The organism is Sulfuricella sp. (genome assembly GCA_041651995.1).
In the GTDB taxonomy this organism is placed as follows: Bacteria; Pseudomonadota; Gammaproteobacteria; order Burkholderiales; family Sulfuricellaceae; genus Sulfurimicrobium.
The window spans coordinates 268190-294949 of sequence record JBAZID010000001.1 but is presented as its reverse complement, the minus strand read 5'-3'; the positions used below and the strand labels follow the sequence as shown (position 1 = coordinate 294949).

The 26760-nt window shown below is 54.7% G+C and carries 31 protein-coding genes and 1 tRNA gene; 28 read left to right on the top strand and 4 right to left on the bottom strand.

Annotated features, from left to right (window positions below; genetic code table 11):
* The first annotated feature begins 26 nt into the window (after window positions 1-26).
* The gene (gene folE, locus WC392_01425) at window positions 27-668 is read left to right on the top strand and encodes a GTP cyclohydrolase I FolE (protein ID MFA5241013.1); all 642 of its coding nucleotides are present in this window, start codon (window positions 27-29) and stop codon (window positions 666-668) included.
* A gap of 6 nt (window positions 669-674) precedes the next feature.
* On the opposite strand, the gene WC392_01420 is transcribed toward folE, so the two are convergent.
* Complete coding sequence (locus WC392_01420) at window positions 675-1094, bottom strand: transcriptional repressor (GenBank protein ID MFA5241012.1); 420 nt, start codon at window positions 1092-1094, stop codon at window positions 675-677.
* 124 nt (window positions 1095-1218) lie between these two features.
* Here WC392_01420 and WC392_01415 point away from each other — a divergent pair, with 124 nt between their 5' ends.
* Both WC392_01415 and WC392_01410 read left to right on the top strand, forming a co-directional pair.
* A complete protein-coding gene (locus tag WC392_01415) occupies window positions 1219-1449 on the top strand; it encodes a hypothetical protein (GenBank protein ID MFA5241011.1) in 231 nt (76 codons plus the stop codon).
* Between the two features lie 3 nt (window positions 1450-1452).
* Window positions 1453-1893, top strand: coding sequence for a hypothetical protein (locus WC392_01410; GenBank protein MFA5241010.1), 441 nt, complete (start codon window positions 1453-1455; stop codon window positions 1891-1893).
* A gap of 6 nt (window positions 1894-1899) precedes the next feature.
* Here WC392_01410 and WC392_01405 read toward each other — a convergent pair whose 3' ends face one another.
* Complete coding sequence (locus WC392_01405) at window positions 1900-2082, bottom strand: hypothetical protein (protein MFA5241009.1); 183 nt, start codon at window positions 2080-2082, stop codon at window positions 1900-1902.
* Window positions 2083-2179: 97 nt separating this feature from the next.
* Here WC392_01405 and tpiA point away from each other — a divergent pair, with 97 nt between their 5' ends.
* The 24 genes from tpiA to hemF all read left to right on the top strand — a co-directional run bounded on the left by tpiA (window position 2180) and on the right by hemF (window position 23792).
* On the top strand, window positions 2180-2938 hold the full coding sequence (gene tpiA, locus WC392_01400) for a triose-phosphate isomerase (protein MFA5241008.1): 759 nt from the start codon (window positions 2180-2182) through the stop codon (window positions 2936-2938).
* Window positions 2939-2967: 29 nt separating this feature from the next.
* Window positions 2968-3303 carry a preprotein translocase subunit SecG gene (gene secG, locus WC392_01395; protein MFA5241007.1) on the top strand — a complete coding sequence of 112 codons (336 nt, stop codon included), beginning with the start codon at window positions 2968-2970 and terminating at the stop codon, window positions 3301-3303.
* 44 nt (window positions 3304-3347) lie between these two features.
* A tRNA-Leu gene (locus WC392_01390) sits at window positions 3348-3432 on the top strand.
* Between the two features lie 152 nt (window positions 3433-3584).
* Entirely contained in the window at window positions 3585-3941 is a 357-nt protein-coding gene (locus tag WC392_01385; GenBank protein MFA5241006.1) for an NADH-quinone oxidoreductase subunit A, read from the top strand.
* Window positions 3932-4408: an NADH-quinone oxidoreductase subunit B family protein gene (locus WC392_01380; protein MFA5241005.1), complete on the top strand. Its 477-nt coding sequence runs from the start codon at window positions 3932-3934 to the stop codon at window positions 4406-4408. Before WC392_01385 ends, WC392_01380 begins: the two co-directional genes overlap by 10 nt.
* Before the next feature lie 22 nt (window positions 4409-4430).
* Window positions 4431-5024: an NADH-quinone oxidoreductase subunit C gene (locus WC392_01375; protein MFA5241004.1), complete on the top strand. Its 594-nt coding sequence runs from the start codon at window positions 4431-4433 to the stop codon at window positions 5022-5024.
* The gene (locus WC392_01370) at window positions 5017-6276 is read left to right on the top strand and encodes an NADH-quinone oxidoreductase subunit D (GenBank protein ID MFA5241003.1); all 1260 of its coding nucleotides are present in this window, start codon (window positions 5017-5019) and stop codon (window positions 6274-6276) included. The genes WC392_01375 and WC392_01370 overlap by 8 nt, the downstream gene beginning before the upstream one ends.
* 8 nt (window positions 6277-6284) lie before the next feature.
* Window positions 6285-6758, top strand: a complete 474-nt coding sequence (gene nuoE / locus WC392_01365) for an NADH-quinone oxidoreductase subunit NuoE (protein MFA5241002.1) — start codon at window positions 6285-6287, stop codon at window positions 6756-6758.
* Complete coding sequence (nuoF, locus tag WC392_01360; protein ID MFA5241001.1) at window positions 6758-8023, top strand: NADH-quinone oxidoreductase subunit NuoF; 1266 nt, start codon at window positions 6758-6760, stop codon at window positions 8021-8023. The genes nuoE and nuoF overlap by 1 nt, the downstream gene beginning before the upstream one ends.
* Before the next feature lie 30 nt (window positions 8024-8053).
* Window positions 8054-10414 (top strand): NADH-quinone oxidoreductase subunit NuoG, encoded by a 2361-nt coding sequence (gene nuoG, locus WC392_01355; GenBank protein ID MFA5241000.1) that lies wholly within the window; start codon window positions 8054-8056, stop codon window positions 10412-10414.
* A 4-nt stretch (window positions 10415-10418) separates the two neighbouring features.
* Window positions 10419-11447 carry an NADH-quinone oxidoreductase subunit NuoH gene (gene nuoH / locus WC392_01350; GenBank protein MFA5240999.1) on the top strand — a complete coding sequence of 343 codons (1029 nt, stop codon included), beginning with the start codon at window positions 10419-10421 and terminating at the stop codon, window positions 11445-11447.
* 22 nt (window positions 11448-11469) lie between these two features.
* Complete coding sequence (gene nuoI, locus WC392_01345; protein ID MFA5240998.1) at window positions 11470-11958, top strand: NADH-quinone oxidoreductase subunit NuoI; 489 nt, start codon at window positions 11470-11472, stop codon at window positions 11956-11958.
* Window positions 11959-11979: 21 nt separating this feature from the next.
* On the top strand, window positions 11980-12627 hold the full coding sequence (locus WC392_01340) for an NADH-quinone oxidoreductase subunit J (GenBank protein MFA5240997.1): 648 nt from the start codon (window positions 11980-11982) through the stop codon (window positions 12625-12627).
* A gap of 10 nt (window positions 12628-12637) precedes the next feature.
* Window positions 12638-12943 (top strand): NADH-quinone oxidoreductase subunit NuoK, encoded by a 306-nt coding sequence (nuoK, locus tag WC392_01335; GenBank protein ID MFA5240996.1) that lies wholly within the window; start codon window positions 12638-12640, stop codon window positions 12941-12943.
* Window positions 12944-13007: 64 nt separating this feature from the next.
* The gene (gene nuoL, locus WC392_01330; GenBank protein ID MFA5240995.1) at window positions 13008-14999 is read left to right on the top strand and encodes an NADH-quinone oxidoreductase subunit L; all 1992 of its coding nucleotides are present in this window, start codon (window positions 13008-13010) and stop codon (window positions 14997-14999) included.
* Window positions 15000-15024: 25 nt separating this feature from the next.
* Window positions 15025-16509 (top strand): NADH-quinone oxidoreductase subunit M, encoded by a 1485-nt coding sequence (locus WC392_01325; GenBank protein ID MFA5240994.1) that lies wholly within the window; start codon window positions 15025-15027, stop codon window positions 16507-16509.
* A gap of 11 nt (window positions 16510-16520) precedes the next feature.
* Window positions 16521-17969, top strand: a complete 1449-nt coding sequence (nuoN, locus tag WC392_01320; GenBank protein ID MFA5240993.1) for an NADH-quinone oxidoreductase subunit NuoN — start codon at window positions 16521-16523, stop codon at window positions 17967-17969.
* The gene (locus WC392_01315; GenBank protein ID MFA5240992.1) at window positions 17966-18259 is read left to right on the top strand and encodes a DUF2818 family protein; all 294 of its coding nucleotides are present in this window, start codon (window positions 17966-17968) and stop codon (window positions 18257-18259) included. The genes nuoN and WC392_01315 overlap by 4 nt, the downstream gene beginning before the upstream one ends.
* Window positions 18260-18431: 172 nt before the next feature.
* Window positions 18432-19016 carry an NUDIX hydrolase gene (locus WC392_01310; protein ID MFA5240991.1) on the top strand — a complete coding sequence of 195 codons (585 nt, stop codon included), beginning with the start codon at window positions 18432-18434 and terminating at the stop codon, window positions 19014-19016.
* 38 nt (window positions 19017-19054) lie between these two features.
* The gene (locus WC392_01305) at window positions 19055-20179 is read left to right on the top strand and encodes an MlaE family lipid ABC transporter permease subunit (GenBank protein MFA5240990.1); all 1125 of its coding nucleotides are present in this window, start codon (window positions 19055-19057) and stop codon (window positions 20177-20179) included.
* Window positions 20179-20961, top strand: coding sequence for an ATP-binding cassette domain-containing protein (locus WC392_01300; GenBank protein ID MFA5240989.1), 783 nt, complete (start codon window positions 20179-20181; stop codon window positions 20959-20961). The genes WC392_01305 and WC392_01300 overlap by 1 nt, the downstream gene beginning before the upstream one ends.
* Window positions 20946-21866, top strand: coding sequence for an MlaD family protein (locus WC392_01295; protein ID MFA5240988.1), 921 nt, complete (start codon window positions 20946-20948; stop codon window positions 21864-21866). The genes WC392_01300 and WC392_01295 overlap by 16 nt, the downstream gene beginning before the upstream one ends.
* 10 nt (window positions 21867-21876) lie before the next feature.
* Window positions 21877-22494: an ABC-type transport auxiliary lipoprotein family protein gene (locus tag WC392_01290; protein MFA5240987.1), complete on the top strand. Its 618-nt coding sequence runs from the start codon at window positions 21877-21879 to the stop codon at window positions 22492-22494.
* A 377-nt stretch (window positions 22495-22871) separates the two neighbouring features.
* The gene (hemF, locus tag WC392_01285) at window positions 22872-23792 is read left to right on the top strand and encodes an oxygen-dependent coproporphyrinogen oxidase (GenBank protein MFA5240986.1); all 921 of its coding nucleotides are present in this window, start codon (window positions 22872-22874) and stop codon (window positions 23790-23792) included.
* Here the strand turns inward: hemF and purB are convergent.
* The gene (purB, locus tag WC392_01280; GenBank protein ID MFA5240985.1) at window positions 23789-25159 is read right to left on the bottom strand and encodes an adenylosuccinate lyase; all 1371 of its coding nucleotides are present in this window, start codon (window positions 25157-25159) and stop codon (window positions 23789-23791) included. The genes hemF and purB overlap by 4 nt on opposite strands.
* 258 nt (window positions 25160-25417) lie before the next feature.
* Entirely contained in the window at window positions 25418-26056 is a 639-nt protein-coding gene (locus WC392_01275) for a hypothetical protein (protein ID MFA5240984.1), read from the bottom strand.
* 202 nt (window positions 26057-26258) lie between these two features.
* Here WC392_01275 and WC392_01270 point away from each other — a divergent pair, with 202 nt between their 5' ends.
* Window positions 26259-26567, top strand: coding sequence for a hypothetical protein (locus WC392_01270; GenBank protein MFA5240983.1), 309 nt, complete (start codon window positions 26259-26261; stop codon window positions 26565-26567).
* Window positions 26568-26760: the final 193 nt, after the last annotated feature.

Genomic DNA, 26760 nt, shown 5'->3' with positions numbered 1-26760 from the left:
CCAACCCATTTCACGAGCACCACGCCATGTCCGAATGCTGCGACCACGATAGTTTCGCTTTCCCGCCCCCCGGCGGCATCGGCATCCCCCGCACCGGACAGTTCGATGGCGCAGCGTTCGAAAAGGCGGTGAGCGATCTGCTGCTGGCGTGCGGTGTAACGCCCGATTCGGCGCATACCGGCAAGACCGCCAGGCGCGTGCGCGAGTTGTGGGAAAAACGCCTGCTGGGCGGCTATGATCTCGATCCCGCGACGGTACTGGGCGAGGGCTTCGAGGATGCCCGTGAAGACATGGTGGTGGTGCGCGGCATCGCCGTGCACGGGGTGTGTCCGCACCATCTTGTGCCGTTCCGTGGCGTGGCTCATGTGGCTTACATCCCCGGCGGGCGGTTGCATGGTTTCGGCCGCATCGCGCGACTGGTGGATGCCATCGGGCATCGCTTTACTTATCAGGAATGGATGACGCGGGACATCGCGGAGGCGCTGGTGAGTTTCGGCCATGCGAAAGGCGCGGCGTGCGTGATCGAGGCGGAGCAGCTGTGTCTGTTGCTGGGCGAGGACCGGCGCGGCGATGAGCGCGTCTACACGCAGGCGTTCACCGGCTGTTTCAGGGAGAGTGAACACTTGCGCATGGAGTTCTTGCGCGCGCTCCCGCGTAGCGCGGTCTAGGGCATATCAGGCGCTGGGGCGGACCCGGACAATGATGTCCACACCTTCGGTCACCAGTCCCGCTGGCAACAGAGGAAGGCCGGTGAGGCCAATATCCTCGACATCAATATCGGTCAGTTCACCGGTGGCGGTGTTGTAAAAGTGGTGATGAGGGCGGGTGTTGGGGTCGTAGAAAACCTTGTTAGGATCCACGATTACTTCGCGTATCATCCTCTTTTCCAGGAACAGGTTGAGCGTGTTGTACACCGTTGCTTTGGAAGTTTCGCTGTGTCTGGCATTGGTGATGGACATGACCTGATCTGCACACAGATGCCCGTGATGCGAAAATAGCGCATGGGCAATTTCTATTCTCTGGTGTGTGGGGTTGATGCCGTGTTGCCGCAACCGCTCAACCATGTTGTCGCGTGTATATTCAGTTGTTCTCATACTGAAAATTCTACTCAAAGAATTGGAACGTGTCTAATTCTTCACTTATCTGTAACAATTAACCTTGATTTGCCTCAAGTTTGCCCTCACATTTCTGAAAGTACGAATTAATTCTGGAGAAATCATGCCCTATTATGTTTATAAAGTGACCGCTTTCCCTTTCAAGCAGCTCGATCTTGCCGGGCAGTTTGATGCCTTCAAGGAAGCAAGCGCTCACGCCAAGACTTTGCGCATAGCGCTTGCAGCGGACGACAAAACATCGATTAAGGTCATGTTTGGTGAGAACCAGCTACAGGCGGAAGATGTGCTGAACCAGGAGCGTGAGCCGCAACCTGTTACAGGTGAGGATTATTAGGCGGTGCTGAATGAAGGCGCTTATAAAGCTGCCTATGACGAGAAGGTGAGGCTCTCGTGCCCCTTCGAGAAGGCGATTCTCAGTCGTTGTGCCGGGTGCGATCAGGTGCGCAAGTTTAACATTGCGGAGCGTGAGGCGATTGCGTGCGAGGCAGCGGTGGAACGCGAGAAATGTGTGACCTTGCATGGTCTGCTGCATCAGAATGCTTCATTTGTGCTGAAGCTGATTCATCCGGGCGAACCCTTGCCGCATGCCAAGGAAATCAAGGTGCAATGTGGCGGCTTGCTGGGGGTTCAACGCTTGTTCGACCAAGGAGCAAGTTTGGTTGAAAATATTCATGCTCTGGCAGTTGAGGCGCAACAGCGTTTCGGTACCATGCAGGATGTGCCATATCAGGGCGTGGCCAAAGAAATCGCTGCCTATGAAGGGCGCCGCAGGCGTTAAAGCTGATTACTGGTAAATATCCATAATGCTTTTCAGTTCCGAAAGCACGGACTGAACTTCATCGCTGCTCAGACTCAGTGTTTCAGTCACGGCCTGGTGCTCTTCCAGCGTGCGGATGGTCTCCAGCACGTTCTTGCACCCTTTCTGGCAAAGTTGTTCTACGCAATGTTGTACTCTGTTTTGATCCATGAAAATAGGCTCTGATTGGCTTGCGTCAAGCTCAAGAATTTGACCGGGTAAGGCTTAAACGGTACCATGCGCGCATTTCGTGGACAAGGGGCAAGGAATGCGCGAGAAACTGGTCGCAGGAAACTGGAAGATGCACGGCAGTCTGAGCGAAAACAAGGCGCTGCTGGATGCCATTATTCCTCAGTTGGCAGATTTGAGCCGTGCTTCCTGCGCGGTGTGCGTTCCCTTCCCATATCTTTTCCAGGCGCAGTCAGTTCTGCAGGGCAGCAATGTTTCCTGGGGTGCGCAGAACATGAGCCAGCAGGAAAAAGGCGCTTACACCGGTGAAGTTTCTGCTGCGATGTTGCTGGATTTTGGATGCAAATACGTCCTTGTTGGTCACTCCGAACGTCGAGCCATGTACGGCGAAGATGATGCAGTGGTGGCCGCCAAGTTTGTTGCGGCTCAGAAAGCGGGTTTGACGCCCATCCTGTGCGTAGGGGAGACCCTTGACGAACGTGAGGCCAATATTACCGAACAAGTGGTGGCGCGGCAGCTGGATGCCGTGCTGGCCGCAGCAGGTGTGGCAGCTTTTGCCAAGGCCGTTGTGGCTTATGAGCCAGTATGGGCTATTGGCACCGGGAAAACGGCCTCAACTGAGCAGGCGCAGGCAGTGCATGCGTTCATTCGCGGAAAAATTGCCACTGCCAGTGCCGAGGTTGCTGCCGGGCTGGTAATTCAGTACGGGGGTAGCGTAAAGGCAGCTAATGCGGCACAATTGTTCTCCATGCCAGATATCGATGGCGGGCTGATCGGCGGTGCTTCCCTCAGCGCGGATGAGTTTGTTGCAATTTGCCGTGCCGCCCAGCAGGGCTAATTCGGATTCTAGAGAAGGTTTTTGGTTAAATGGAAACAGTAGTTTGGATTGTTCATGTGGTGGCTGCACTGGGTGTGGTTGGTCTGGTGCTGATGCAGCACGGTAAAGGTGCTGACATGGGCGCTGCTTTTGGTAGTGGCGCTTCTGGCAGCCTGTTTGGCTCGACAGGTTCTGCAAATTTCCTTAGCCGTGCCACGGCGATTCTGGCGGCGGTCTTTTTTGCGACCAGCCTGACCCTGACATATTTTTCTGGCGCCAAAAGCAAACCGGTAGGCGTGATGGAAAGTCAAAAGCAGGTCTTGCCAGTGAATCAACCTGCTATCCCGGTTGGCCCCGGTTCAAAAGCCAAGGATATTCCTAACTAAAAATTTGTTGTGATGCGCTGTTTTGGGCATCACTAAAATGCAATGCCGATGTGGTGAAATTGGTAGACACGCTATCTTGAGGGGGTAGTGGCGAAAGCCGTAGCAGTTCGAGTCTGCTCATCGGCACCATATAAAATATTTATACATGCATTAGTGATGATGTATAATAAGCAAAGTTTATGAAGCGCTGTTATTTAGGTGGGTTTGGGCATTGCGTTGTGACTTCTGGCGCGTTAATGTGGTCTCTCTTCTGAATTATTGAGTTATTCGCGGAGCTGCAAATGTTGGAAAACTATTTTCCAATCCTGTTGTTTGTTGCAGTAGGTCTTCTGGTTGGCGTGGGACCGATGGTGGCCGGTTTTGTTCTGGCGCCCCACCGCCCCGACAGCGAAAAACTCTCCCCCTACGAGTGTGGCTTCGAAGCGTTTGAAGATGCGCGCATGAAGTTCGATGTGCGTTACTACCTCATCGCAATCCTGTTTATTCTCTTCGATCTCGAAATTGCCTTTCTATTCCCATGGGCCGTGGTGCTTGAGGAAATCGGTTTGTTCGGATATCTGGCCATGGTGATCTTTCTCGCCATTCTGGTGGTGGGTTTTGTCTATGAGTGGAAGAAGGGAGCCCTCGAGTGGGAATAGAAGGCGTCTTTGAGAAGGGGTTTGTAACGACCACCCTGGATACGGTCATCAACTATACGCGCACAGGCTCCCTGTGGCCCATGACTTTTGGCTTGGCTTGCTGCGCGGTTGAAATGATGCAGGCGGGTGCTTCGCGTTATGATCTTGACCGTTTCGGAATTGTGTTTCGTCCCAGCCCGCGCCAGTCCGATGTGATGATCGTGGCGGGAACGCTGACCAACAAGATGGCACCAGCCTTGCGCAAGGTGTACGATCAGATGGCGGAGCCGCGCTGGGTGGTGTCGATGGGGTCCTGCGCCAATGGCGGGGGCTACTACCATTATTCGTATTCTGTGGTGCGTGGTTGTGATCGTATTGTTCCTGTCGATGTGTACGTGCCCGGCTGCCCGCCCACGGCTGAAGCGTTGTTGTATGGCCTGATTCAGTTGCAGAGCAAGATTCGCCGCACCAACACCATTGCACGCTAAAGAAAAACAAGAGTCTTAATCCATGAACGCTTTTCTCCAGGGTCTTGCCGGTTCGCTGCAAAAAGCGTTGGGCGGCAAGATTTTATCGCTCACAGAACGTATCGACGAATTGACGTTAGTGGTGCAAGACAAGGATTGGGCCGATGCGGCATTGATTTTGCGGGACCACCCAGAGCTGCGCTTCGAGCAGCTGAGCGATGCCTGTGGCATGGATTACAGCGACTACAGGGATGGCCAATGGGATGGACGTCGTTTTGCGGTGGTCTATCACCTGTTGTCAGTCAGTCTCAATCAGCGCGTGCGGGTGCGGGTTTTTGCCCAGGATGATGAATATCCGGCGGTTGATTCCGTCATGAATCTGTGGTCGACCGCCAACTGGTATGAGCGTGAGGCATTCGACCTGTATGGCATTGTTTTCAATGGTCACGACGACTTGCGCCGCATCCTGACGGACTATGGTTTTGTGGGTCATCCCTTTAGAAAGGATTTCCCGCTTTCCGGAAATGTGGAAATGCGTTATGACCCTGATCAGCATCGCGTGATTTATCAGCCAGTCACGGTTGAAGAGCGGGTGCTGGTGCCGCGTACAATTCGCGAGGACAGCTACAGTGCCTGAAATTAGAAATTACACGCTAAACTTTGGCCCCCAGCACCCGGCTGCACACGGGGTGCTGCGTATGGTGCTCGAGCTGGATGGCGAGGTTGTGATGCGTGCCGACCCGCACATCGGCCTGCTGCATCGCGGCACAGAAAAACTGGCTGAGCACAAAACCTTTCTCCAGTCACTGCCCTACATGGATCGCCTGGATTACGTGTCCATGATGAGTAACGAGCACGCCTATGTGATGGCGGTCGAGAAGCTTTTGCAGCTGGAGGTGCCGCTCCGGGCGCAGTATATCCGGGTCCTGTTCGACGAGATTACCCGTATCCTCAATCATTTGTTGTGGATCGGCGCGCATGCGCTCGACGTCGGGGCAATGACCATGTTTCTCTATGCGTTCCGTGAGCGTGAAGATCTTATGGATTGCTATGAGGCAGTGTCAGGAGCCCGTCTGCACGCAGCATATTATCGTCCTGGCGGCGTGTACCGCGACCTGCCGGATAGCATGCCGCAGTACGAGCTGGGAAAAATGCCCAAGCACAATGCCAGCGATATCAAGTTCATGAACTCCAACCGGCAGGGCTCGATGCTGGACTTCATTGAAGACTTCACTCAGCGTTTCCCCGCCTATGTTGATGAATATGAGACTTTGCTGACTGACAACCGAATCTGGAAACAGCGTACCGTCGGTATCGGGGTGATTAGTCCCGAGCGCGCCCTGGCAAAGGGGTTGACCGGCCCGATGCTGCGTGGTTCCGGCCTGGCCTGGGATATTCGCAAGCAACAGCCCTATGAGGTTTACGACAGACTGGATTTTGATATTCCAGTCGGTGTTAACGGCGACAGTTATGATCGCTATCTGGTGCGTATGGAAGAAATGCGCCAGTCCAATCGCATCATGAAGCAGTGTGTGGACTGGCTGCGCAAAAACCCTGGTCCGGTGATAACGCAAAACCACAAGGTGGCGCCGCCCGGTCGCGAAGCGATGAAATCGAACATGGAAGAATTGATCCATCACTTCAAGCTGTTCAGCGAAGGGATGCATGTTCCTGAAGGTGAGGCTTATTGTGCAGTTGAACATCCCAAGGGCGAATTCGGTATCTATATGGTTTCGGATGGCGCCAACAAGCCTTACCGCCTGAAAATCAGGGCGCCTGGCTTTGCTCACATGCAGGCCATGGATGAAATGGCACGCGGCCACATGATCGCCGATGTGGTGACGATCATGGGGACAATGGACATTGTGTTCGGTGAAATTGATCGATAAGAATTGAAATGTTAAGCCAAGAATCCCAATCTAAAATTGACCGTGAAGTTGCCAAGTACCCTGCGGGTCGCAAGCAGTCGGCGGTGATGTCTGCATTGCGCATTGCCCAGGATGAAATCGGCTGGCTATCTCCGGAAGTAATGGATTTCGTTGCCGCCTATCTCGACATGCCAACAGTTGCGGTTTACGAGGTGGCGACTTTTTACAACATGTACGATTTAAAGCCGGTCGGGAAATACAAGATAACCGTCTGTAGCAATCTCTCCTGTTCCCTGATGGGTGCGGGCGGAGTGGTCGAACATTTGCAGAACAAGCTCGGGATCGGGTTTGGCGAGACTACCGGTGATGGACGTTATACCCTGAAGGAAGGTGAATGCATGGGTGCCTGTGGTGATGGCCCCCTCTTCCTGATCAATAACAAGCGCATGTTTGGTTCTCTTTCCAGCGAAAAAGTGGACCAGATTCTGGCGGAGCTCGAATAATGGCCAATGAAGTCATCTTTCACTCCATTCACCAGCCCGAGTCGTGGAAGCTGGCCAGCTATCTCGCTACCGGCGGTTATGAAACGCTCAAAAAGGTAGTGACGGAAAAGATCGCGCCAGAAGAGATCATCAACCAGGTCAAGATTTCCGCATTGCGCGGTCGTGGTGGTGCGGGCTTTCCCACCGGTCTGAAGTGGAGCTTCATGCCGCGCCATTTTGAGGGTGACAAGTATCTCGTCTGCAATACTGACGAGGGAGAGCCGGGCACCTTCAAGGACCGGGATATTATTCGCTTTAATCCCCATCAGCTGATTGAGGGTATGGCAATCGCTGCCTATACAATGGGAGTAAAGGTCGGATATAACTATATCCACGGCGAGATCTGGGAGGCCTACGAGCGATTTGAACAGGCGCTGGATGAGGCTCGCGCAGCCGGCTTTCTTGGCGACAATCTGTTCGGCACCGATTTCTGCTTTAATCTTCATGCTCACCATGGTTATGGCGCCTATGTGTGCGGTGAGGAAACTGCGCTGCTGGAGTCCATCGAAGGCAAGAAAGGGCAGCCGCGTTTCAAGCCGCCTTTTCCCGCGAGTTTCGGTCTCTATGGCAAGCCGACTACCATCAACAACACCGAAACTTTCGCCAGCATTCCCTACATCATCCGGCATGGCGGGCAAAAATTTCTTGAACTGGGCAAGCCCAATAATGGTGGTACCAAGATATTTTCAGTGTCTGGCCATGTCAACAAACCGGGAAACTACGAAATCGGGATGGGAACTCCTTTTGCCGAATTGCTTGAAATGGCGGGTGGGGTGCGTGCCGGCCACAAACTGAAGGCGGTGATTCCAGGGGGCTCCTCGGTTCCGGTTGTGCCTGCGGAGATCATGATGGATCTTACAATGGACTACGACAGCATCGCCAAGGCGGGTTCTTTTCTTGGCGCCGGGTCGGTGATCGTGATGGACGAGACGGTGTGCATGGTAAAAGCACTGGAGCGCTTGTCCTACTTCTATTTCGAGGAATCCTGCGGTCAGTGCACTCCGTGCCGCGAGGGAACCGGTTGGTTGTACCGCGTCATTCATCGTATCGAAAACGGCCTGGGACGGCCATCCGATCTGGATCTGCTTGCCAGCGTGACACAAAATATTTCCGGGCGCACGATTTGCGCCTTGGGCGATGCTGCAGCAATGCCGGTACAGGGCATGCTGAAACACTATCGCAAGGAATTCGAATATCACATCGAGCACAAAAAGTGCATGGTGTGAGCCGCTAATAAACTAAAACGACACTGAAAAATGGCGCATATCGAAATCGACGGCAAGCAACTGGAAGTAAAAGACGGTAGTACCGTAATGGATGCTGCACGTCAGGCTGGCATTCACATTCCACATTTCTGCTATCACAAAAAGCTCTCTATCGCGGCTAATTGCCGTATGTGTCTGGTGCAGGTGGAAAAGGCGCCGAAGCCCCTTCCTGCATGCGCGACTCCAGTTACGGACGGAATGAAGGTTCAGACCCGCTCGGAATCCGCTATCCGTGCGCAGAAGGGGGTGATGGAGTTTCTTCTTATCAATCACCCGCTAGATTGCCCGATTTGCGACCAGGGTGGCGAATGCCAGTTGCAGGATCTGGCTGTGGGTTATGGCGATGTCTCCTCACGCTACCAGGAAGAAAAGCGCGTGGTTGGAAACAAGGAACTGGGCCCGCTGATTTCAACCGATATGACGCGTTGTATTCATTGCACCCGTTGCGTGCGTTTCGGGCAGGAAATCGCGGGAATCATGGAGCTTGGCCAGGCTGGACGCGGCGAGCACTCCGAGATCATGCCTTTCGTTGAGCGCACGGTAAATTCCGAGCTATCCGGCAACATGATCGATCTGTGTCCTGTGGGCGCACTCACCAGCAAGCCATTCCGCTATACCGCGCGCGCCTGGGAACTGACGCGCCGCGCTTCAATCAGTCCGCATGACAGTCTTGGCGCAAATCTTGCCGTACATGTAAAGAATAACCGCGTGATGCGCGTGGCGCCGCGCGACAACGAGTCGATCAATGAATGCTGGTTGTCCGACAAGGATCGCTATTCCTATGAGGGGCTGAATTCCGCGCAGCGTCTGACTCAGCCCATGATCAAGCGTCATGGCGAGTGGCAGGAATGTGACTGGCAATCTGCTCTGGAGTATGTGGCCAACGGACTGAAACGTATTCGTGACGACCACGGTGCAGCACAGATCGGCGCTCTGGCGACTCCACACAGCACGCTGGAAGAGTTGTACCTGTTGCAGAAATTCATGCGCGGTATTGGCAGCGGCAACGTGGATTATCGTACGCGGCAGTCCGATTTTTCTGCTGATGGCGCAATGACAGGTGCTCCATGGCTGGGACAAAGTATTGCCGGCATACAGGAGCTGGACCGCGCGCTGGTGATAGGCAGCAACTTGCGCAAGGATCATCCCCTGCTCGCACACCGTCTGCGTCAGGCAGTGAAGGCAGGGGCTGAACTGAGTCTGCTGAACCCTGTTGATGACGATCTGCTGTGCCGGGTAACAAATAAACTGATCGTGTCGCCAGCGGACATGAAGAATGCTCTGGCCCAGGTGCTCAAGGCCCTGGCGGAAATCAAACAGCTTGTGGTGCCGCAGGACATTGCGGCCGTTTCGGTTTGTCCTGCAGCGCAAGCCATTGCTGCCAGCCTGGCCGCGGGCAGCAAAAAGGCTGTGTTGCTGGGTAATCAGGTACTGCATCACCCGAGTTACCGGGAAGTGCATGCGCTGGCGCAGGAAATTGCAAATATATCTGGTGCTGCCCTGGGCATTTTGGGCGAGGCCGCTAACAGTGTTGGCGCCTGTCTTGCTGGTGCGGTTCCTTTCGCCGGAGCAATGGGAAAAACTGCAACGGTGGGAATGAATGCCGCCGAGATGTTGCAAAACCCGCGTCTGGCTTATTTGCTGCTCAATACCGAGATTGAACTGGATTGCAATGACCCCCAGCTGGCATCGAAGGCAATGGAAAATGCCGAGTTGGTCGTTGCCATGAGTGCCTATCGCCATCAGGCCATGAATTACGCTGATGTAATGCTGCCAGTGGCGCCTTTCGCCGAGACATCCGGGACATTTGTTAATACAGAAGCCTGTGCACAGAGCTTCAATGCGGTCGTGAAGCCGCAAGGCGAAGCTCGTCCAGCCTGGAAAGTGCTGCGTGTGCTGGGTAATATGTTTAATCTTAACGGGTTCGGATACAACAGTTCGGACGAGGTTCGCGCTGATATTCTTGGGCAAGGAAACTCGGCGCTGCCAGGTGCGTGTAACAATCAATTGCAAGGCACGGGCGAGATCAATGTCTCCCCCGCTGGCAGTGGAGTTCAGCGTATTGCTGAAGTACCCATTTATCAGGCAGATGCACTGGTTCGCAGGGCAGAAGCGCTACAGCGCACTGCAGATGGAGCAGCGCCAGAAGTTTCAATGAGTGGTGCACTGATGGCGCAATTGCAGCTTGAAAATGGCAGCATGGCCGTGGTGCGCCAGGGCCAGGGGAGCGCTGTAATGCGAGTCAGGCAAGACGATAAACTCCCGCTGGGTTGTGCGCGGGTTCCTGCCTCGCATCCGATGACAGCCGGGCTAGGCGCGATGTTTGGCGAAATTGTGGTAGAGAAGGCCTGATTCGATGGAATTCTTTCAATCCCTGTTGGGCCCCGCATGGCCGCTGGTGTGGACGCTGGTCAAAATCGTCGTGATCGTCGGCCCCCTGCTTCTGGCGGTTGCCTATGTCACGTATGCCGAGCGCAAGGTGATCGGTTACATGCAGGTGCGTATCGGCCCCAATCGCGTTGGGCCGCTGGGCCTGCTGCAACCAATTGCGGACGGCGTGAAGCTGATGATGAAGGAAATCATCATTCCCAGTGGCGCCAACAAGAAACTGTTCCTGCTCGGACCGGTGCTGGCGATGGCGCCAGCGCTTGCCGCTTGGGCGGTAGTTCCATTTTCACCAGAACTGGTTCTGGCGAATATCGACGCCAGCCTGCTCTATATCATGGCGATTACTTCCATGGGGGTTTATGGAATCGTGCTGGCTGGCTGGGCATCAAACTCGAAATACCCATTCCTCGGCGCCATGCGTTCTGCCGCACAGATCGTGTCTTATGAAATTGCCATGGGTTTTGCTCTGGTCGGCGTGCTGATGGCGGCGCAAAGTCTTAATCTGGTTGAAATAGTCAATGCACAGAAGGGCTCAACCTTTTTCAGCTGGTACTGGCTACCGTTGTTGCCGATGTTTCTGGTGTACCTGATTTCCTCCGTGGCAGAGATCAACCGGGCGCCATTTGACGTGGCTGAAGGTGAATCCGAGATCGTTGGCTTTCATGCCGAGTATTCAGGCATGGCGTTTGCAGTGTTCTTCCTTGCCGAATATGCAAACATGATCCTGGTAGCCACGCTGTCGTCATTGCTGTTCCTGGGCGGCTGGCTGCCACTTTTCGATATCGCGCCTTTTAACTGGATTCCAGGTTTCTTCTGGCTGATAGCGAAAATCTGTTTCGTACTGTTCCTGTTCCTGTGGTTCCGTGCGACGTTCCCCCGCTACCGTTATGACCAGATCATGCGTCTGGGCTGGAAGGTGTTTATTCCGGTATCTCTCGTTTGGCTTCTGGTGGTGGGCGCAATGATGCAGACCCCGCTGGGTTATTTGTTCCACTGAAGATCAAGACTAAATAGAAATGATGAAACGCCTTAATGCATTCTTCAAGAGTCTGCTCCTGATCGAGCTGCTTCAGGGTATGGCCGTGACCGGACGCTATCTGTTCGCACGCAAGATCACTGTGCAGTTTCCAGAGGAACGGACCCCGATATCGCCACGTTTCCGCGGGCTTCATGCCTTGCGCCGCTACCCCAATGGCGAGGAACGTTGCATCGCCTGCAAGCTCTGTGAGGCAGTGTGTCCGGCGATGGCGATTCAGATCGATATGGAAGAGCGTGCTGATGGAACCCGTCGGACAACACGTTACGATATAGATCTGACCAAGTGCATTTTCTGCGGGTTCTGCGAGGAATCCTGCCCTGTGGACTCGATTGTGGAAACCCGGGTTTTTGATTACCACGGCGAAAAGCGTGGGGATCTTTACTACACCAAACAGATGTTGCTGGCTGTGGGCGATAAACACGAAGCACAAATTGCCAAGGACAAGGCCGCTGATGCGAAATATCGCTAGTTTTTTGACAGGATTCAGTTAATGAATGCGCAAACGCTGATTTTCTACTTTTTTGCCACGATTCTGCTGGTTGCAGCAGTGCGTGTGGTGACTGCGCGCAATCCGGTGCATTCTGCCCTGTATCTTGTATTGTCGTTTTTTACTGCCGCAGCGCTATGGATCATGCTTCAGGCCGAGTTTCTCGCCATTGTGCTGGTGCTTGTGTACGTAGGCGCCGTGATGGTGCTGTTCCTGTTCGTGGTGATGATGCTGGATATCAACTACGATACATTACGCGAGGGTTTCTGGAAAAATCTTCCCTTTGCCCTGCTGGTGGCGGTTCTGATGGCGGCGGAAATGGTGGTGGTGCTGGCTGGCCGGAACTTCTGGGCAAATGGTGCGGGTGTGCCTGATCTTCATGGCCCCGGCTACAGCAATACCAAGGAATTGGGCCGGCTGATCTACACCGAGTATGTGTACCCGTTTGAAATTGCATCGGTCGTTCTTCTGGTGGCAATCGTTGCTGCGATAGCAATCACGCTGCGCCGCCGCAAGGACACGAAGTTCCAGAATCCAGCTGATCAGATCGCAGTGCGCCGCGAGGACTGTGTGCGCATGGTTTCAGTCCCGGCGGATACCAAGCTGATGCAAAAGCAGGAAGCTACACAGCAAACGGAGAAACAATCTTGAGGAACCACCTGTGCTGACTCTATCCCATTACCTGGTACTGGGTGCCATTTTGTTCACCATCAGCGTGCTGGGGATTTTCCTTAATCGCAAGAATGTAATTGTTCTGCTCATGGCCCTTGAACTCATGCTGCTGGCAGTGAACATCAATTTCGTTGCATTTTCACACTATCTCAATGATGTGGCAGGCCAGGTATTCGTTTTCTTTATTCTGACTGTGGCAGCGGCCGAAGCAGCCATTGGTCTGGCGATTTTGGTGGTGCTGTTCCGCAATTTGCGAACGATCAACGTGCAGGACCTGGACCATTTGAAAGGCTAGTTATTTAGTATTCTGCGCTCGGCTCTCGGTGAGGGTCGGGAGTTGATGGCTGAGAACTCAACACATGACTGAAATGCAAAAACTCTATCTGCTCGTGCCACTGGCCCCGCTTGTCGGGGCGGTAATTGCCGGTTTATTCGGCAAGTTGATCGGGCGAACGCTGTCTCATCTTGTGACGATTGCTGGCGTAACCGTTTCCTTTATTGCGTCCGTGTTGATTTTTCAGGATGTGCTGGCAGGTAACACCTTTAACGGCAGTGTCTATACCTGGCTGACTAGCGGCGAAATGCGGTTTGAAGTCGGCTTCCTGATTGACAGGCTGTCTGCCCTGATGATGGTGGTAGTGACTTTCGTTTCGCTCATGGTGCATATCTACACCATTGGCTATATGGCGGAAGACCCAGGCTACCAGCGTTTCTTCAGTTATATTTCGCTGTTTACTTTTTCCATGTTGATGCTGGTGATGAGCAACAACTTCCTTCAGCTGTTCTTTGGCTGGGAAGCTGTGGGTTTGGTGTCTTACCTGCTGATCGGGTTCTGGTATACCAAGCCCACTGCCATCTATGCCAACCTGAAAGCCTTCCTGGTCAACCGTGTCGGTGATTTTGGCTTTCTGCTGGGTATCGGTATGGTACTGGCTTATTTCGGCACACTTGATTACGCAGCCGTGTTTGCCCTGGCTCCGGAAATGGCGGGCCTGAGCGTCAGCCTGCTGCCAGGCGAAACCTTGAGCCTGATGACTGTAATTTGTATCCTGCTGTTTATCGGCGCCATGGGTAAGTCCGCGCAATTTCCACTGCACGTCTGGCTACCCGATTCCATGGAAGGCCCAACACCGATTTCTGCCCTGATTCATGCTGCGACCATGGTGACTGCGGGTATTTTCATGGTGTCGCGCATGTCTCCACTGTTCGAACTGTCCGAAACAGCCCTGTCCTTTGTCATTGTTATTGGCGCCATCACCGCTTTGTTCATGGCCCTGATAGCAATCGTGCAGACTGACATCAAACGTGTAGTCGCTTATTCCACCCTGTCCCAGTTGGGTTACATGACCGTCGCGCTGGGCGCCTCGGCTTACTCTGCGGCGATGTTTCACCTCATGACCCACGCATTCTTCAAGGCTGTGCTGTTCCTTGGCGCGGGTTCGGTGATCATCGCCATGCATCACCAGCAGGACATGCGCTACATGGGTGGCCTCCGCAAATACCTGCCGATTACCTATCTGACCGTGCTGATCGGCGCTATCGCCAATGCCGGCCTGCCACCATTCGCCGGTTTCTTTTCGAAGGACTCGATAATCGAGGCCGTTGCACTTTCGACCATCCCTGGAGCGGGCTTTGCCTATTTCGCCATTCTCGCGGGTGTTTTCATTGGTGGCTTTTATTCATTCCGGCTGGTGTTCTTTACATTTCATGGCGAGGAACGGTTCCGCCATGCGCCTTCCGCCGGACATGGTCATCATGACGATCACGGCCATCATGGATCGGCTGAGCCACACGAATCGCCATGGGTGGTCACGCTGCCCCTGTTGCTACTGGCGATTCCGTCTGTCGCCGCAGGCTGGCTGATTGGCCCGATGCTGTTCGGCGGCTATTTTGGCGACACGATTCATATTTCTGCCGCTCACCATGGCTTGGCCCATATGGCGGAGAATTTTCACGGTGTCCCAGGGATGATGCTGCACGCGCTGGGCACCCTGCCATTCTGGCTTGCTATTGGTGGCGCAGCAACAGCCTGGTTCCTGTATATCCGCCGCCCCGATCTGCCAGCGGTGATCAAGCGCAAATTCAGCCTGATATCCGGCATTCTGGAGAATAAATACGGCCTTGATACCTTCAACGACTTCTTCTTTGCTGGCGGAACGCGCCTGCTGGGCCGGAATTTGTGGAAAGTTGGCGATGTCTGGCTGATTGACGGATTGTTCGTCAATGGCACGGCGCGGTTGGTTGGTTGGTTTTCCGCGTTGATCAGGCATGCGCAGTCCGGCTACATTTATCACTATGCCTTTGCCATGATCATAGGCGTATTTTTGATGATCTCGCTGTTTGTCAGGTAATGAAACAAAGTAATTTAGGGAAGTTATGAGCGAAGGTTCGACATTGTTAAGCTGGGTTATCTGGTTGCCAATCATGGCTGGCGTGCTGGTGCTTGCCACGGGCAGTGACCGGAATGCCCCATTGGCTCGCGTTATTGCGCTGATCGGCGCCGCCGCAAATTTCCTGGTGAGCATACCGCTCTATACAGGATTCAATCGCCTGACCAGTGATATGCAGTTTGTCGAAAAATCGACATGGATCGAAACATTCAATGTTAATTATCACCTGGGTGTGGATGGCATTTCGATGCTGTTTATTCTCCTCACCACATTTACCACTTTGCTGGTGGTGATTGCTGGCTGGAAGGTCATAGAGAAGAAGGCCGCGCTGTACATGGCTGCATTCCTGATCATGTCCGGCTTGATGATTGGCGTATTTTCGGCCCTTGATGCTGTACTGTTCTACGTCTTCTGGGAAGCCATGCTTATTCCCATGTTCATCGCTATCGGCGTATGGGGCGGACCTAATCGGGTGTACGCGGCAATCAAGTTCTTCCTCTATACCTTGCTGGGTTCATTGTTGATGCTGGTGGCGTTCATCTACCTGTATCACAGATCAGGCGGGAGCTTCAGTATTCTCGATTACCATAAATTGCCGTTAGAACTGAACGTGCAAATCCTGTTGTTTATCGCATTCTTTACGGCATTTGCGGTCAAGGTTCCCATGTTCCCGGTCCATACCTGGTTGCCGGATGCTCACGTTGAAGCGCCAACTGGCGGCTCCGTGGTGCTTGCGGCAATCATGCTGAAACTTGGCGCCTACGGCTTCCTGCGCTTCTCCATGCCTATTCTGCCCGACGCCAGCCATGCCTTGTCAGGATTCATGATCACGCTGTCCCTGATCGCCGTGGTCTATATCGGCCTTGTGGCGCTGGCGCAAAATGACATGAAGAAGTTGATTGCGTACTCTTCCATTTCACATATGGGATTCGTGACGCTAGGATTCTTCCTTTTCAACTCGATGGGGATGGAAGGCGCGCTGGTGCAGATGATTTCCCATGGTTTCATCTCAGGCGCAATGTTCCTCTCTGTCGGTGTCATGTACGACCGGATGCATACCCGAAAAATTTCGGATTATGGTGGTGTGGTGAACACCATGCCCAAATTTGCAGCCTTCTTCATGCTCTTTGCCATGGCCAACGCAGGACTGCCCGGAACGAGTGGTTTTGTAGGTGAGTTCATGGTGATTATGGCGGCAGTCAAGGTTAACTTCTGGTACGGTTTCCTGGCCGCAAGCACACTGATTTTCGGCGCGGCCTATACCCTGTGGATGTACAAGCGCGTTGTCTTTGGTGCTATAGCCAATTCACACGTTGAACACCTGACCGATATCAGCAAGCGGGAATTTCTTGTGCTGGGATTGCTGGCTGTAGCCGTCCTCGGGATGGGGCTTTACCCCTTGCCCTTTACCGATGTGATGCATGCCTCGGTCAATAATCTGCTCGCCCACGTGGCACAAAGTAAACTTTAAAGGGCCGCTTCATGACTTTTCCAATGCCCAACCTGATCCCTGCGCTGCCAGAAATTTTTGTTCTGGTCATGGTTTCGTTGATTCTCATTCTTGACCTGTTTCTTTCAGCCAAGACACGCTTTGTAACCTATGCACTGTCTCAGATCACCCTGCTGGGTGCAGCCTGGATCACGGTTTCGACACACGGCGCAGTGCCGGAATATACCTTCAGCAATATGTTCGTGGATGATGCCATGAGCGATGTGCTCAAGTTGATGAGTTATATCGCGGTGTCCGTGGTGCTCGTATATTCACGCACTTACATCAGTTTGCGCGGCATGTTTCGCGGCGAGTTTTTTGCACTCGCGCTGTTCGCCCTGCTGGGCATGATGGTGATGATCTCCGCCAATCATTTCCTGGTGCTCTACATGGGGCTGGAACTGCTTTCCCTGAGCCTTTACGCCATGGTTGCACTGCAGCGTGATTCCGCGGTAGCCACCGAGGCAGCGATGAAATATTTTGTTCTTGGTGCGCTGGCTTCCGGGTTGCTCCTGTACGGCATGTCCATGCTGTACGGCGCGACGGGCAGCTTGAATATCAACCAGATTGCGACTGTGATTCAGCACAGCTCAGGCAACCACGTCATACTTACCTTCGGCCTGGTGTTCATTGTCGCCGGATTGGCGTTCAAGCTGGGTGTAGTGCCTTTCCACATGTGGATTCCCGATGTATACCAGGGCGCACCAACCGCGGTGACCCTGTTCATCGGCTCGGCGCCCAAGATTGCTGCGTTTGCCTTTGTTGCACGGCTTCTGGTTGAAGGTTTTCAAGGGCTTGTTCAGGACTGGCAGGGCATGCTGGTCATCATGGCTTTCCTTTCCATGGCCATCGGAAATATTACCGCCATCGCACAAACCAATATCAAGCGCATGCTGGCTTACTCGACGATTTCTCATATGGGTTTCATGCTGCTGGGCTTTCTATCCGGCACTTTGAACGGCTACAGCTCATCGATGTTTTATGTTCTGGTGTATGTGCTGATGAGCCTGGGCGGTTTCGGCATGATCATGTTGTTGTCGCGCCAGGGGTTCGAGGCCGAGAATCTGGAAGATTTCAAGGGGCTTAATCAGCGCAGTCCCTGGTATGCCTTTATGATGTTGCTGCTCATGTTCTCCATGGCGGGCATTCCACCCACAGTTGGATTCTTTGCCAAGCTTTCAGTGCTACAGGCTGCCCTGCAGGCCGGTTTCGTCTGGCTGGTCGTATCTGCCGTGCTGTTCTCGGTTATCGGCGCTTTCTATTATCTGCGCATAATCAAACTGATGTATTTCGACGCGCCGAAGGATGTAACGCCAATTCGTCCCGAAGGTGACATGGCCATGTTGATGAGTGCCAATGGATTGGGCGTGCTGGCTCTTGGTATTCTGCCTCAGCCTTTGATGGCGCTTTGTGCTTATTCGATTCAGCGCTCATTGCTGTGATAACTGGTGTGGCGGTGTTGCTGTTGCTGGCCCTGGCGGCGGCAAACCTGCCATTTATCGCTGATCGCCTGCTGTTCGTTTTCCCCCTGAAAAAACAGAAAAATATCGCATGGCACCTTCTGGAGCTTGTGGTGCTTTATTTTATCGTGGGTGGGGTGAGCATGCTGCTGGAGTCTAATGCAGCGCCTCTTCATTCCCAGAAATGGGAATTCTATGCGGTCACAACCTGCCTGTTCCTGGTTTTTGCGTTTCCCGGCTTTACCTACCGCTACCTTTGGCGTAAGCGCTAGGTTGCCATTCAATTTCGCAGCTTTCGGGTGTAGGCGCTGCCTGACCACGGCACGCGATAGACAATTTTCCCGTTACCGTTCTCGCACAAATCCAGAATCTGGCTGAACAGTGGTTGCAAGGTTTCGCAACGATGCGACTGTACGTGCTCTTCAAATAACCGCGGAGATAATAATGTCCTCATCTGATGATCTGACAGAAAGCCAGACAAGCAGCCGGACCGTTTATCAGGGTAGTTTGCTGCACGTGAAGGAAGACCAGGTTCAACTGCCAAATGGCCAGTCCGCCAAGCGCGAATACATTCTTCATCCGGGTGCGGTCGTCATTATTCCCTTGCTGGCTAATGGGCATGTAGTCATGGAGCGGCAGTTTCGATATCCGTTGCGCCGGGATGTCTATGAATTACCGGCGGGCAAGCTGGACAGTGGTGAGTCTGCTTTGCTTTGCGGGCAGCGTGAACTGCTTGAAGAGACGGGATATTGCGCTGCGAAGTGGAGATATGTTGCCACCATTCATCCCTGCATCGGTTATTCGAATGAAAGCATGAGCCTGTTTCTCGCCCAGGAATTGACCGAGGGCATGCATCAGCGCGACGGTGACGAGTTTCTCGAGGTGTTCACCATGCCATTGAACGAAGCCATTGAATGGGTACGCGTGGGGCGGATTACCGATGTAAAGACGGTGATCGGGCTTTTTTTGGCGGAAAAAATCCTTAATGGCTGGTTGCCCCCGGAATTTCCGGATATGGCTCAAGCTTAATCCTTGATCTTTTGCCTCCGTCTAAGCAGAATCGGGACATGACGAAACGAACCAGTCAGGGCGAAATTACGATAGATGAGGCGGAGGGGGTAATCCGCTGTCATGGCGCCTGGATATTGCAATTCGCCGATCACCTGAAACGGCGGGTAAGCGCACAGAGCTGGCCGGCTGACAAGGATCTTATGCTTGACTGCACCCAGCTGGAAGAAATGGATACTGCCGGTGCATGGCAGTTGTACCGGCTGGAGCGGGAAGTCAAGCGTGCCGGTTCCCGGCTGACAGTACAGGGGCTGAGCCCCGCCTTTACCGCTTTGCTGGGCATGATCGCGACACGCGCTGAAGGTGCGGAAGCGGTACAGCCTGCCCGGTATGGGCTATTCGAGCGTCTGGGGCGCAGATTTGCGGGCCACATGGCGCAGGTGGTCATGATGTTTGCCTTCGTTGGTGAAGCCACCCTGTCCGCGTTGCGGCTCATTAGACAGCCTTCCCGCATCAGGATCCGGCCACTGCTGCACAATATCCAGAGTGCCGGCTTCGAAGCTCTGCCAATCGTGGGCCTGCTTTCTTTTCTGATGGGTGTGGTGGTTTCCTATCAGGGTGCCGAGCAGTTGGCGCGCTACGGAGCGAGCATTTTCGTGGCAGACCTGGTGGGACTTTCCATGTTGCGCGAGATGTCTCCCCTGCTGACCGCCATCATCGTTGCCGGGCGTTCCGGTTCGGCCTTTACCGCCCAGATCGGTACCATGAAGGTGACCGAAGAGATCGATGCCATGCGCACCATCGGGATCGCGCCCATGGATTTTCTGGTGTTGCCCAAGATCATGGCGCTTTTTATAGCCGTTCCCTTGCTGACTGTATATGCAGACATTCTCGGCATTGCGGGTGGCATGGTGATGGCAAAGACCCAGCTTGGAATCAACTACGCGGACTTCCTGGACAGGCTGGAGGACGCAGTCAGACTTTCTTCCTTTCTTGTCGGTTTGGGCAAGGCACTGGTGTTTGCGGTTATCGTGGGGGTCGTGGGTTGTTTTCAGGGCTTTCAGGTGGGAGGCAGCGCCGATAGTGTGGGCCGGCAAACAACCATCAGTGTGGTCCAGGCGATTTTTCTGGTGATCGTGATGGACGCCGTGTTTTCCGTGCTCTTCAGCTGGCTGAAAATCTGATGGACGAACAGCCTTACATTGTCGAAGTCGATCGCATCTGCACGCGTTTTGGGGCGTTGACCGTCCACGAGAATGTCAGTCTGAACGTACGGCAGGGTGAAATATTTGCACTGGCCGGGGGGAGTGGATGCGGTAAATCGACGCTGCTGCGTGAAATCATTTTGCTGCAAAAACCCGTTTCCGGGGCTATCAAGGTATTCGGCCAGGAAGTGCTGGAGCTGGATGATGAGGGCGTACTGCCCCTGCGCCGCCGCTGGGGGGTAATGTTCGAGCGCGGTGCCCTGTTCAGTTCGCTGACCGTACTCGAGAATGTTGGCTTGCCCCTGCGCGAACATACCCGTCTGGATGATGGCTTGATCGACGAACTGGCCGCGCTGAAGATAGCGCTCACCGGCCTGCCGGCCAGTGCCGGTGCCAAATTTCCCAATGAGCTTTCCGGCGGCATGCGCAAGCGGGCCGCGCTGGCAAGGGCGCTGGCGCTGGAGCCGGAGCTGGTGTTCCTCGACGAGCCCACGGCCGGGCTGGACCCGCTCAGCGCCAGCGGCTTCGATGAACTGGTAAAGAACTTGAAAGAATCTCTCGGCTTGACCATCATGATGGTGACGCACGATCTGGACCTGCTGTGGCGGGTATCTGACCGGGTTGCCGTGCTGGGCGAGAACCGGGTATTGGGAATTGGAACCATGGAAGAGCTGTCTCAGGCGGAACACCCCATCATTCGTGAATATTTTCATGGGGCGCGTGGCCGGGCGGCGTGGGAGCAAGCGTGGAAACAAAAGTAAATTACACCATTGTCGGACTGTTCGTCACATTGCTGTTCGGCGCGCTGGTGGCCGGTATTCTGTGGCTGAGCGGCGGCGCGCAATACCGCAAGAATTACGATACCTACCTGGCCTACATGCAGGAATCGGTGGCCGGGCTGAATCTCAATGCGCCGGTCAAATACCGGGGCGTGGAAGTCGGGAGGGTCAAACGTATTTCTCTTGATCACGGCGAACGCGTGCGCCTGGAACTCGATATCGAGCAAGGCACGCCGATCAAGGAAAGCACCGTGGCCGTATTGCGGGTCCAGGGGCTGACCGGTATCGCCCAGGTTGAACTCAGCGGCGGCAATCGCGATGCGCCGGATCTGAAGGCAAAACCGGGCGAAAAATACCCTGTCATCAAGTCCATTCCTTCGTTGCTGACCCGCCTTGATACCGCAGTCACGGACCTGCTTTCCAGCCTCAACCAGATTTCCGTGGGTATCAGCACCGTTCTGGATGATGGAAACCAGCGCGCCTTCCGCAGCACGGTGGCGGATATGGCAACGCTCGCGGCCACCCTCGCTGCAAACAAGGATGCGATTGATGCCGCCATGCAGGGCGCCGCGCGCACCATGGATAACACGGCAAAAGTCAGTGCCGAATTTCCGCAATTGATCGAGCGCATGAGCAAAAGCGCAGCGGCGCTGGAAAAGATGGCCAATGATGCCTCCCGTGCCAGTGTGGCGGTACGCAAAACCGCCGATGGCGTCAGCGGAGGCATGACCCAGGTCACGGACAGCGTGGTGCCAGAGCTGGAACGTACGGTAACCGAGATGCGGGAGCTAAGCGCAACGCTCAAACGGGTCAGCGAGGAAGTCGAGCGCAGCCCCAATATATTGTTGCTGGGAAAACAGCCGGATAAGCGCGGTCCCGGAGAATGAGGAAAATGTCATGAAATGGATGCGAGCGGGAATCCTGGCTGTTGGCCTGGTATTTACAGCCGGGTGCAATACACTGCAACCGGTCAATAACGGTGAGCTCAGTACTTATATCTTGCAGGCGCAATTCCAGAATGGCCCGGCGGCAGCCAGCGGCGCCCCCATACTGCTGGTGACCCGACCACGGGCGCATCCGGGTTTCGAGAGTTCGCGCATGGCTTATGTCAGGAAGCCTCACGAACTGGAATATTTTTCCCGCAATCAGTGGGTCGATACGCCCGCGAAAATGCTCGCACCCGTACTGGTGCAGGCGCTGGAAGCGAGCGGCGCATTTGCTTCAGTGTCGCAGGCTTCTGGAGGGGTTACGGCACAGCTGCGGCTGGATAGCGAAATCGTGCGCTTGCAGCAGGAATTTACTTCCGTGCCGAGCAAGGTTCGTTTCACCCTGCGCGCGCAATTGATCGATGTGGCAGGGCGGCGCATCCTCGCAACGCGGGAATACGACATCAGCGAGAATGCCGCCAGCAATGATCCTTATGGAGGCGTGGTGGCCGCCAATCGCGCAGTACACCGCGCCCTTAGCGAAGCGGCAGGTTTTTTTGCCGCTGAGGCCCGGGCCCTCAAGCCGTGAACAATCCCGTCCCTGGACGGTGAGTTTTCTTGCGGTCGCCGCAGCGCTGGCGTCCAGCCAGTTCGAAGCCTTGCGCGCGGGTGGTCATGCTCTGGCCCATCCGCGAATGGACAGAAGCAAAACATAAGGCATGATCCTGGAAACCTCGGTTGACCGCTCTATTGAGTGCATAACGCAATGAATTTAATAAATTTCTTCATGAATCTTGGGTTCACCCGTTTGGCGACGCCGCTACATGGTGGATTGCACGGTTTTTGTGGCGCATGGCTGCGTTGCAACTCCTTGGAATGGAACGACCATTCCGCGTCGTTGCGCCTTGCCCTGCACCCCAAAAACCGCACACTCCACCATGTCCAACTGAGGTTTCCAGGATGATTTTGGATACCCAGCAGGTCAATGACTATTTGCTCAGGCTGCAAAGCAGCATCGTCGAGCGTCTGGAACAAGTGGATGGCAAATCATTCCGCCGCGATTCCTGGGTTCGCCCGGAAGGCGGCGGTGGCAGCAGTTGCGTGCTGGAGGAAGGCCGCGTTCTGGAGCGCGGCGGGGTCAACTTTTCCCACGTCCTTGGCCCCAGCCTGCCGCCTTCAGCCAGTGCCCACCGTCCCGAACTGGCCGGGCGCAGCTTCGAGGCCATGGGCGTGTCGCTGGTGCTCCATCCGCGCAATCCACATGCGCCGACCGTGCACATGAATGTGCGCTGCTTCGTTGCCAGGAAGGACGGCACTGACCCGGTGTGGTGGTTCGGCGGCGGCATGGATCTCACGCCTTATTACGGTTATGAAGATGATGCCGTGCATTTTCACCAGAGCTGTTTCGATGCCCTGCAGCCCTTTGGCGGTGCGCACTATCCGCACTTCAAGAAATGGTGCGACGATTACTTCTATCTCAGGCATCGCCAGGAACCACGCGGCATTGGGGGCATTTTTTTCGATGACTTCAGCGAGCAGGATTTTGCTTTCAGCTTCGGCCTGGTGCAGAGCGTGGGCGATCATTTTCTGCCTGCCTACATTCCCATCCTGGAGCGGCGCAAGGACCTGCCCTACGGCGAACGCGAACGGGATTTTCAGGCTTACAGGCGCGGGCGCTATGTGGAATTCAACCTGGTGTTCGATCGCGGCACCCTGTTCGGTCTTCAGTCCGGCGGCCGCACCGAGTCCATCCTGATGTCCCTGCCGCCGATCGTCAAATGGCGCTACGACTGGCAGCCCGAGGCGGGTACGGCAGAGGCCAGGCTTTACTCGGACTTCCTGATTGGCAGGGACTGGCTGGGTGATTCCTGGCGGGTTTCCGCTTAAACCCGCTTTGCCAGCTCCACGGCAATGCCGATGTAGTTGGCCGGTGTCATTTGTAACAGGCGTTCCTTCTCGGCGTCTGGTATTGCCAGCCCCTTGATGAAAACGTGCAGCGTGTCGCGGTTGATGCCGCTCTTGCCGCGCGTGAGTTCTTTCAACTGCTCGTACGGGTTGGCCACGCCGTAGCGGCGCATCACGGTCTGGATCGGTTCGGCCAGCACTTCCCAGTTGTGGTCGAGATCGTCGTCCAGGCGCTGCGGGTTCACTTCCAGCTTGCCCAGGCCGCGCAGGGCGGATTCGTAGCCCAGGAGGGTGTAGCCCAGGCCCACGCCCATGTTGCGCAGCACGGTGGAATCGGTGAGGTCGCGCTGCCAGCGCGAGATCGGCAGTTTCTCGGACATGTGGCGCAGCACTGCATTGGCCAGCCCGAGATTGCCTTCCGAGTTCTCGAAATCGATCGGATTGACCTTGTGCGGCATGGTGGAAGAGCCCACTTCACCCGCCTTGACCTTCTGCTTGAAGTAGCCGAGCGAAATATAGCCCCAGATGTCGCGGTCCATGTCGATCAGGATGGTGTTGACGCGGCCGAAGGCGTCGAACAGCTCGGCCATGTAGTCGTGCGGCTCGATCTGGATAGTGTAGGGGTTGAAGGTCAGGCCCAGTCCCTCGACGAAATGTTTGGCGAATTTTTCCCAGTCGATTTCCGGATAGGCGGAAAGATGGGCGTTGTAGTTACCCACCGCGCCGTTGATCTTGCCCTGGATTTCCACCCCGGCAATGCGCGCCTTCTGGCGTTCCAGGCGGTACACCACGTTGGCCAGTTCCTTGCCGACCGTGGAGGGCGAGGCTGGCTGGCCGTGAGTGCGCGACAGCATGGGCTGGGCGGCGAGGCCGTGCGCCAGTTCGCGCAGGCGGGCGATGACTTTGCCCAGGCCCGGCAACATCTCGCTGTCGCGCGCCGACTTAAGCATCAGGGCGTGGGACAGGTTGTTGATGTCTTCCGAAGTGCAGGCGAAATGGATGAATTCACTCACCTTCATCACCTCGGCGTTACGGGCGAGCCTGCTCTTCAGCCAGTATTCCACGGCTTTCACGTCATGGTTGGTGGTTTTCTCGATATCCTTCACTGCCTGTGCATCGGCCTCCGAGAAAACCGCAACCAGCCTGTCCAGCTCGGCCAGAGTGGCTGCGGAGAAGGGCGGTACTTCGGCGATGGCGGCGTCCCGGCTCAGGGCCTTGAGCCATTCCACTTCCACCCGCACGCGGTGGTGAATCAGCCCGAATTCGCTGAAATAGGGGCGCAGGCCTTCGATCTTGCTGTGGTAGCGCCCGTCCAGGGGTGACAGCGCGGTAAGGGTGGAAAGACTCATGAATAGCTCCTTGATCAATCGCGCAATTTTAGCATGAGCCCGGCTGCTGCCTGTCATTGCGAGCGCAGCGAAGCAATCTCGTCTTTTTGAACTCGCTCACATCAGATTGCTTCGCTGCGCTCGCAATGACAGTTGAGGTATCGATCCCGGATGGCTAACTGCTGGTGCCGTTGGTCAGCTTCGCGTAAGCCGCCAGCAGCCGCTGGTGCATGTCGCAGCCGTTCAGCGCAGTCTCCATGCCATGGCTGTGATCCAATTTCACCAGCAAATATGCTCAACCTTACCCTGAATCGCCGCCTCTTCTTCGGTTGATGGTTCGGTTACGCTGTGTTCTTCGATTTTTCTGGCTTCCCAATCATCGGCAATTTTTTGCTGATCAGCTGTCCAGCTTTGCTTTCGTTCCGGCCAAACCGTATGTCCGAGAAAATGCGAAACAAGAAGCTCCCTGACGAATTGCCCAAGAGGTACGCCGGAGGCCGTAGCCAGGCTTTCCAGATCGGCTTTCATCTTTTTGTGCAAATGCAGCTTTATTGGTGCGATGTTCTTGCCGAGTCCGGGGATGTAATCGACGGAATAGGCGCGGGAAAACAATACCCGCCGCGAGGGTGGTGCTGGGGGTGGCGCGTAATAAAGCCCCGTTTTCTCAAATTGCATGCGCAGCAGCTCGTGTGCTCCGTACAAATAGACAACCAAGAATTCCCGCAAATATTTTGCAGCGGTTATACCCATTTCTGCCGTGCATTCGTCCATCCCCGACTTGAGCGGGACAGGCAGCCACAGTCTTAATTCGGCATCGTTTTCCGCAAGGTCGTTAATGCCACGGTCACCCTCATACAGCTTGGATAAACCACTGGCACCACGTTTCCCTTTTGAAACTTTCCTGTCAAACCATTTCAATAACGTACCAAGCACAAAAATTCCCCTATTTATTTGCTTGCTGCCGAGTGCCTGCCCGAACGAGAATCAGCCAACGCATTTTACGTCCATTGACGTTCATCCGTGTTCAAGACAGGGGTGTTTTTACTTGCAGAGCGAGGGGGCAATGAATGCCGCGAAGGTGGGCCTTCTTGGCTCATCTTGATATTCGAGGAGTAACAAAATGAAAAACTTTTATAAACTGGCAATTTTCGTAGTACTTATTCAATCTGCAACAGCTTTCGCATGGGGTAACAGTTATGAGATCAAAACGGACACATATGGCAGTTCGATAGGAGGGAGCACCGACATCGAAATGCGAAAAAAGAACGACTACGATCCGTCGAATAAATACCGAGGCGAAATCGAAAGTGACGGATCTGTACGCATGAGAAACAACAACGGCGATAGGTTACGCGGCGCCGTCGATAGTGATGGCTACGGAAGGTTACGAGATCAAGATGGAAACACTTATCGAGTCAAGCCGCGTTAGATTTCTTCCCGTACCGCCGTGGGCGATGCGGCACGGAGGGCGCATTGCGCTCGTGCCCGGATTGACCGCAAATAGTGTCTGTGCCATAGTCATTTGCGATTGTTCCGCCCAATGGTTCGGTGCAGGCATCACGAAATGAATTACCATCCAAAGACCAAGGGGACAATACAGGGCAGATGCCGCCTGAGTTGGA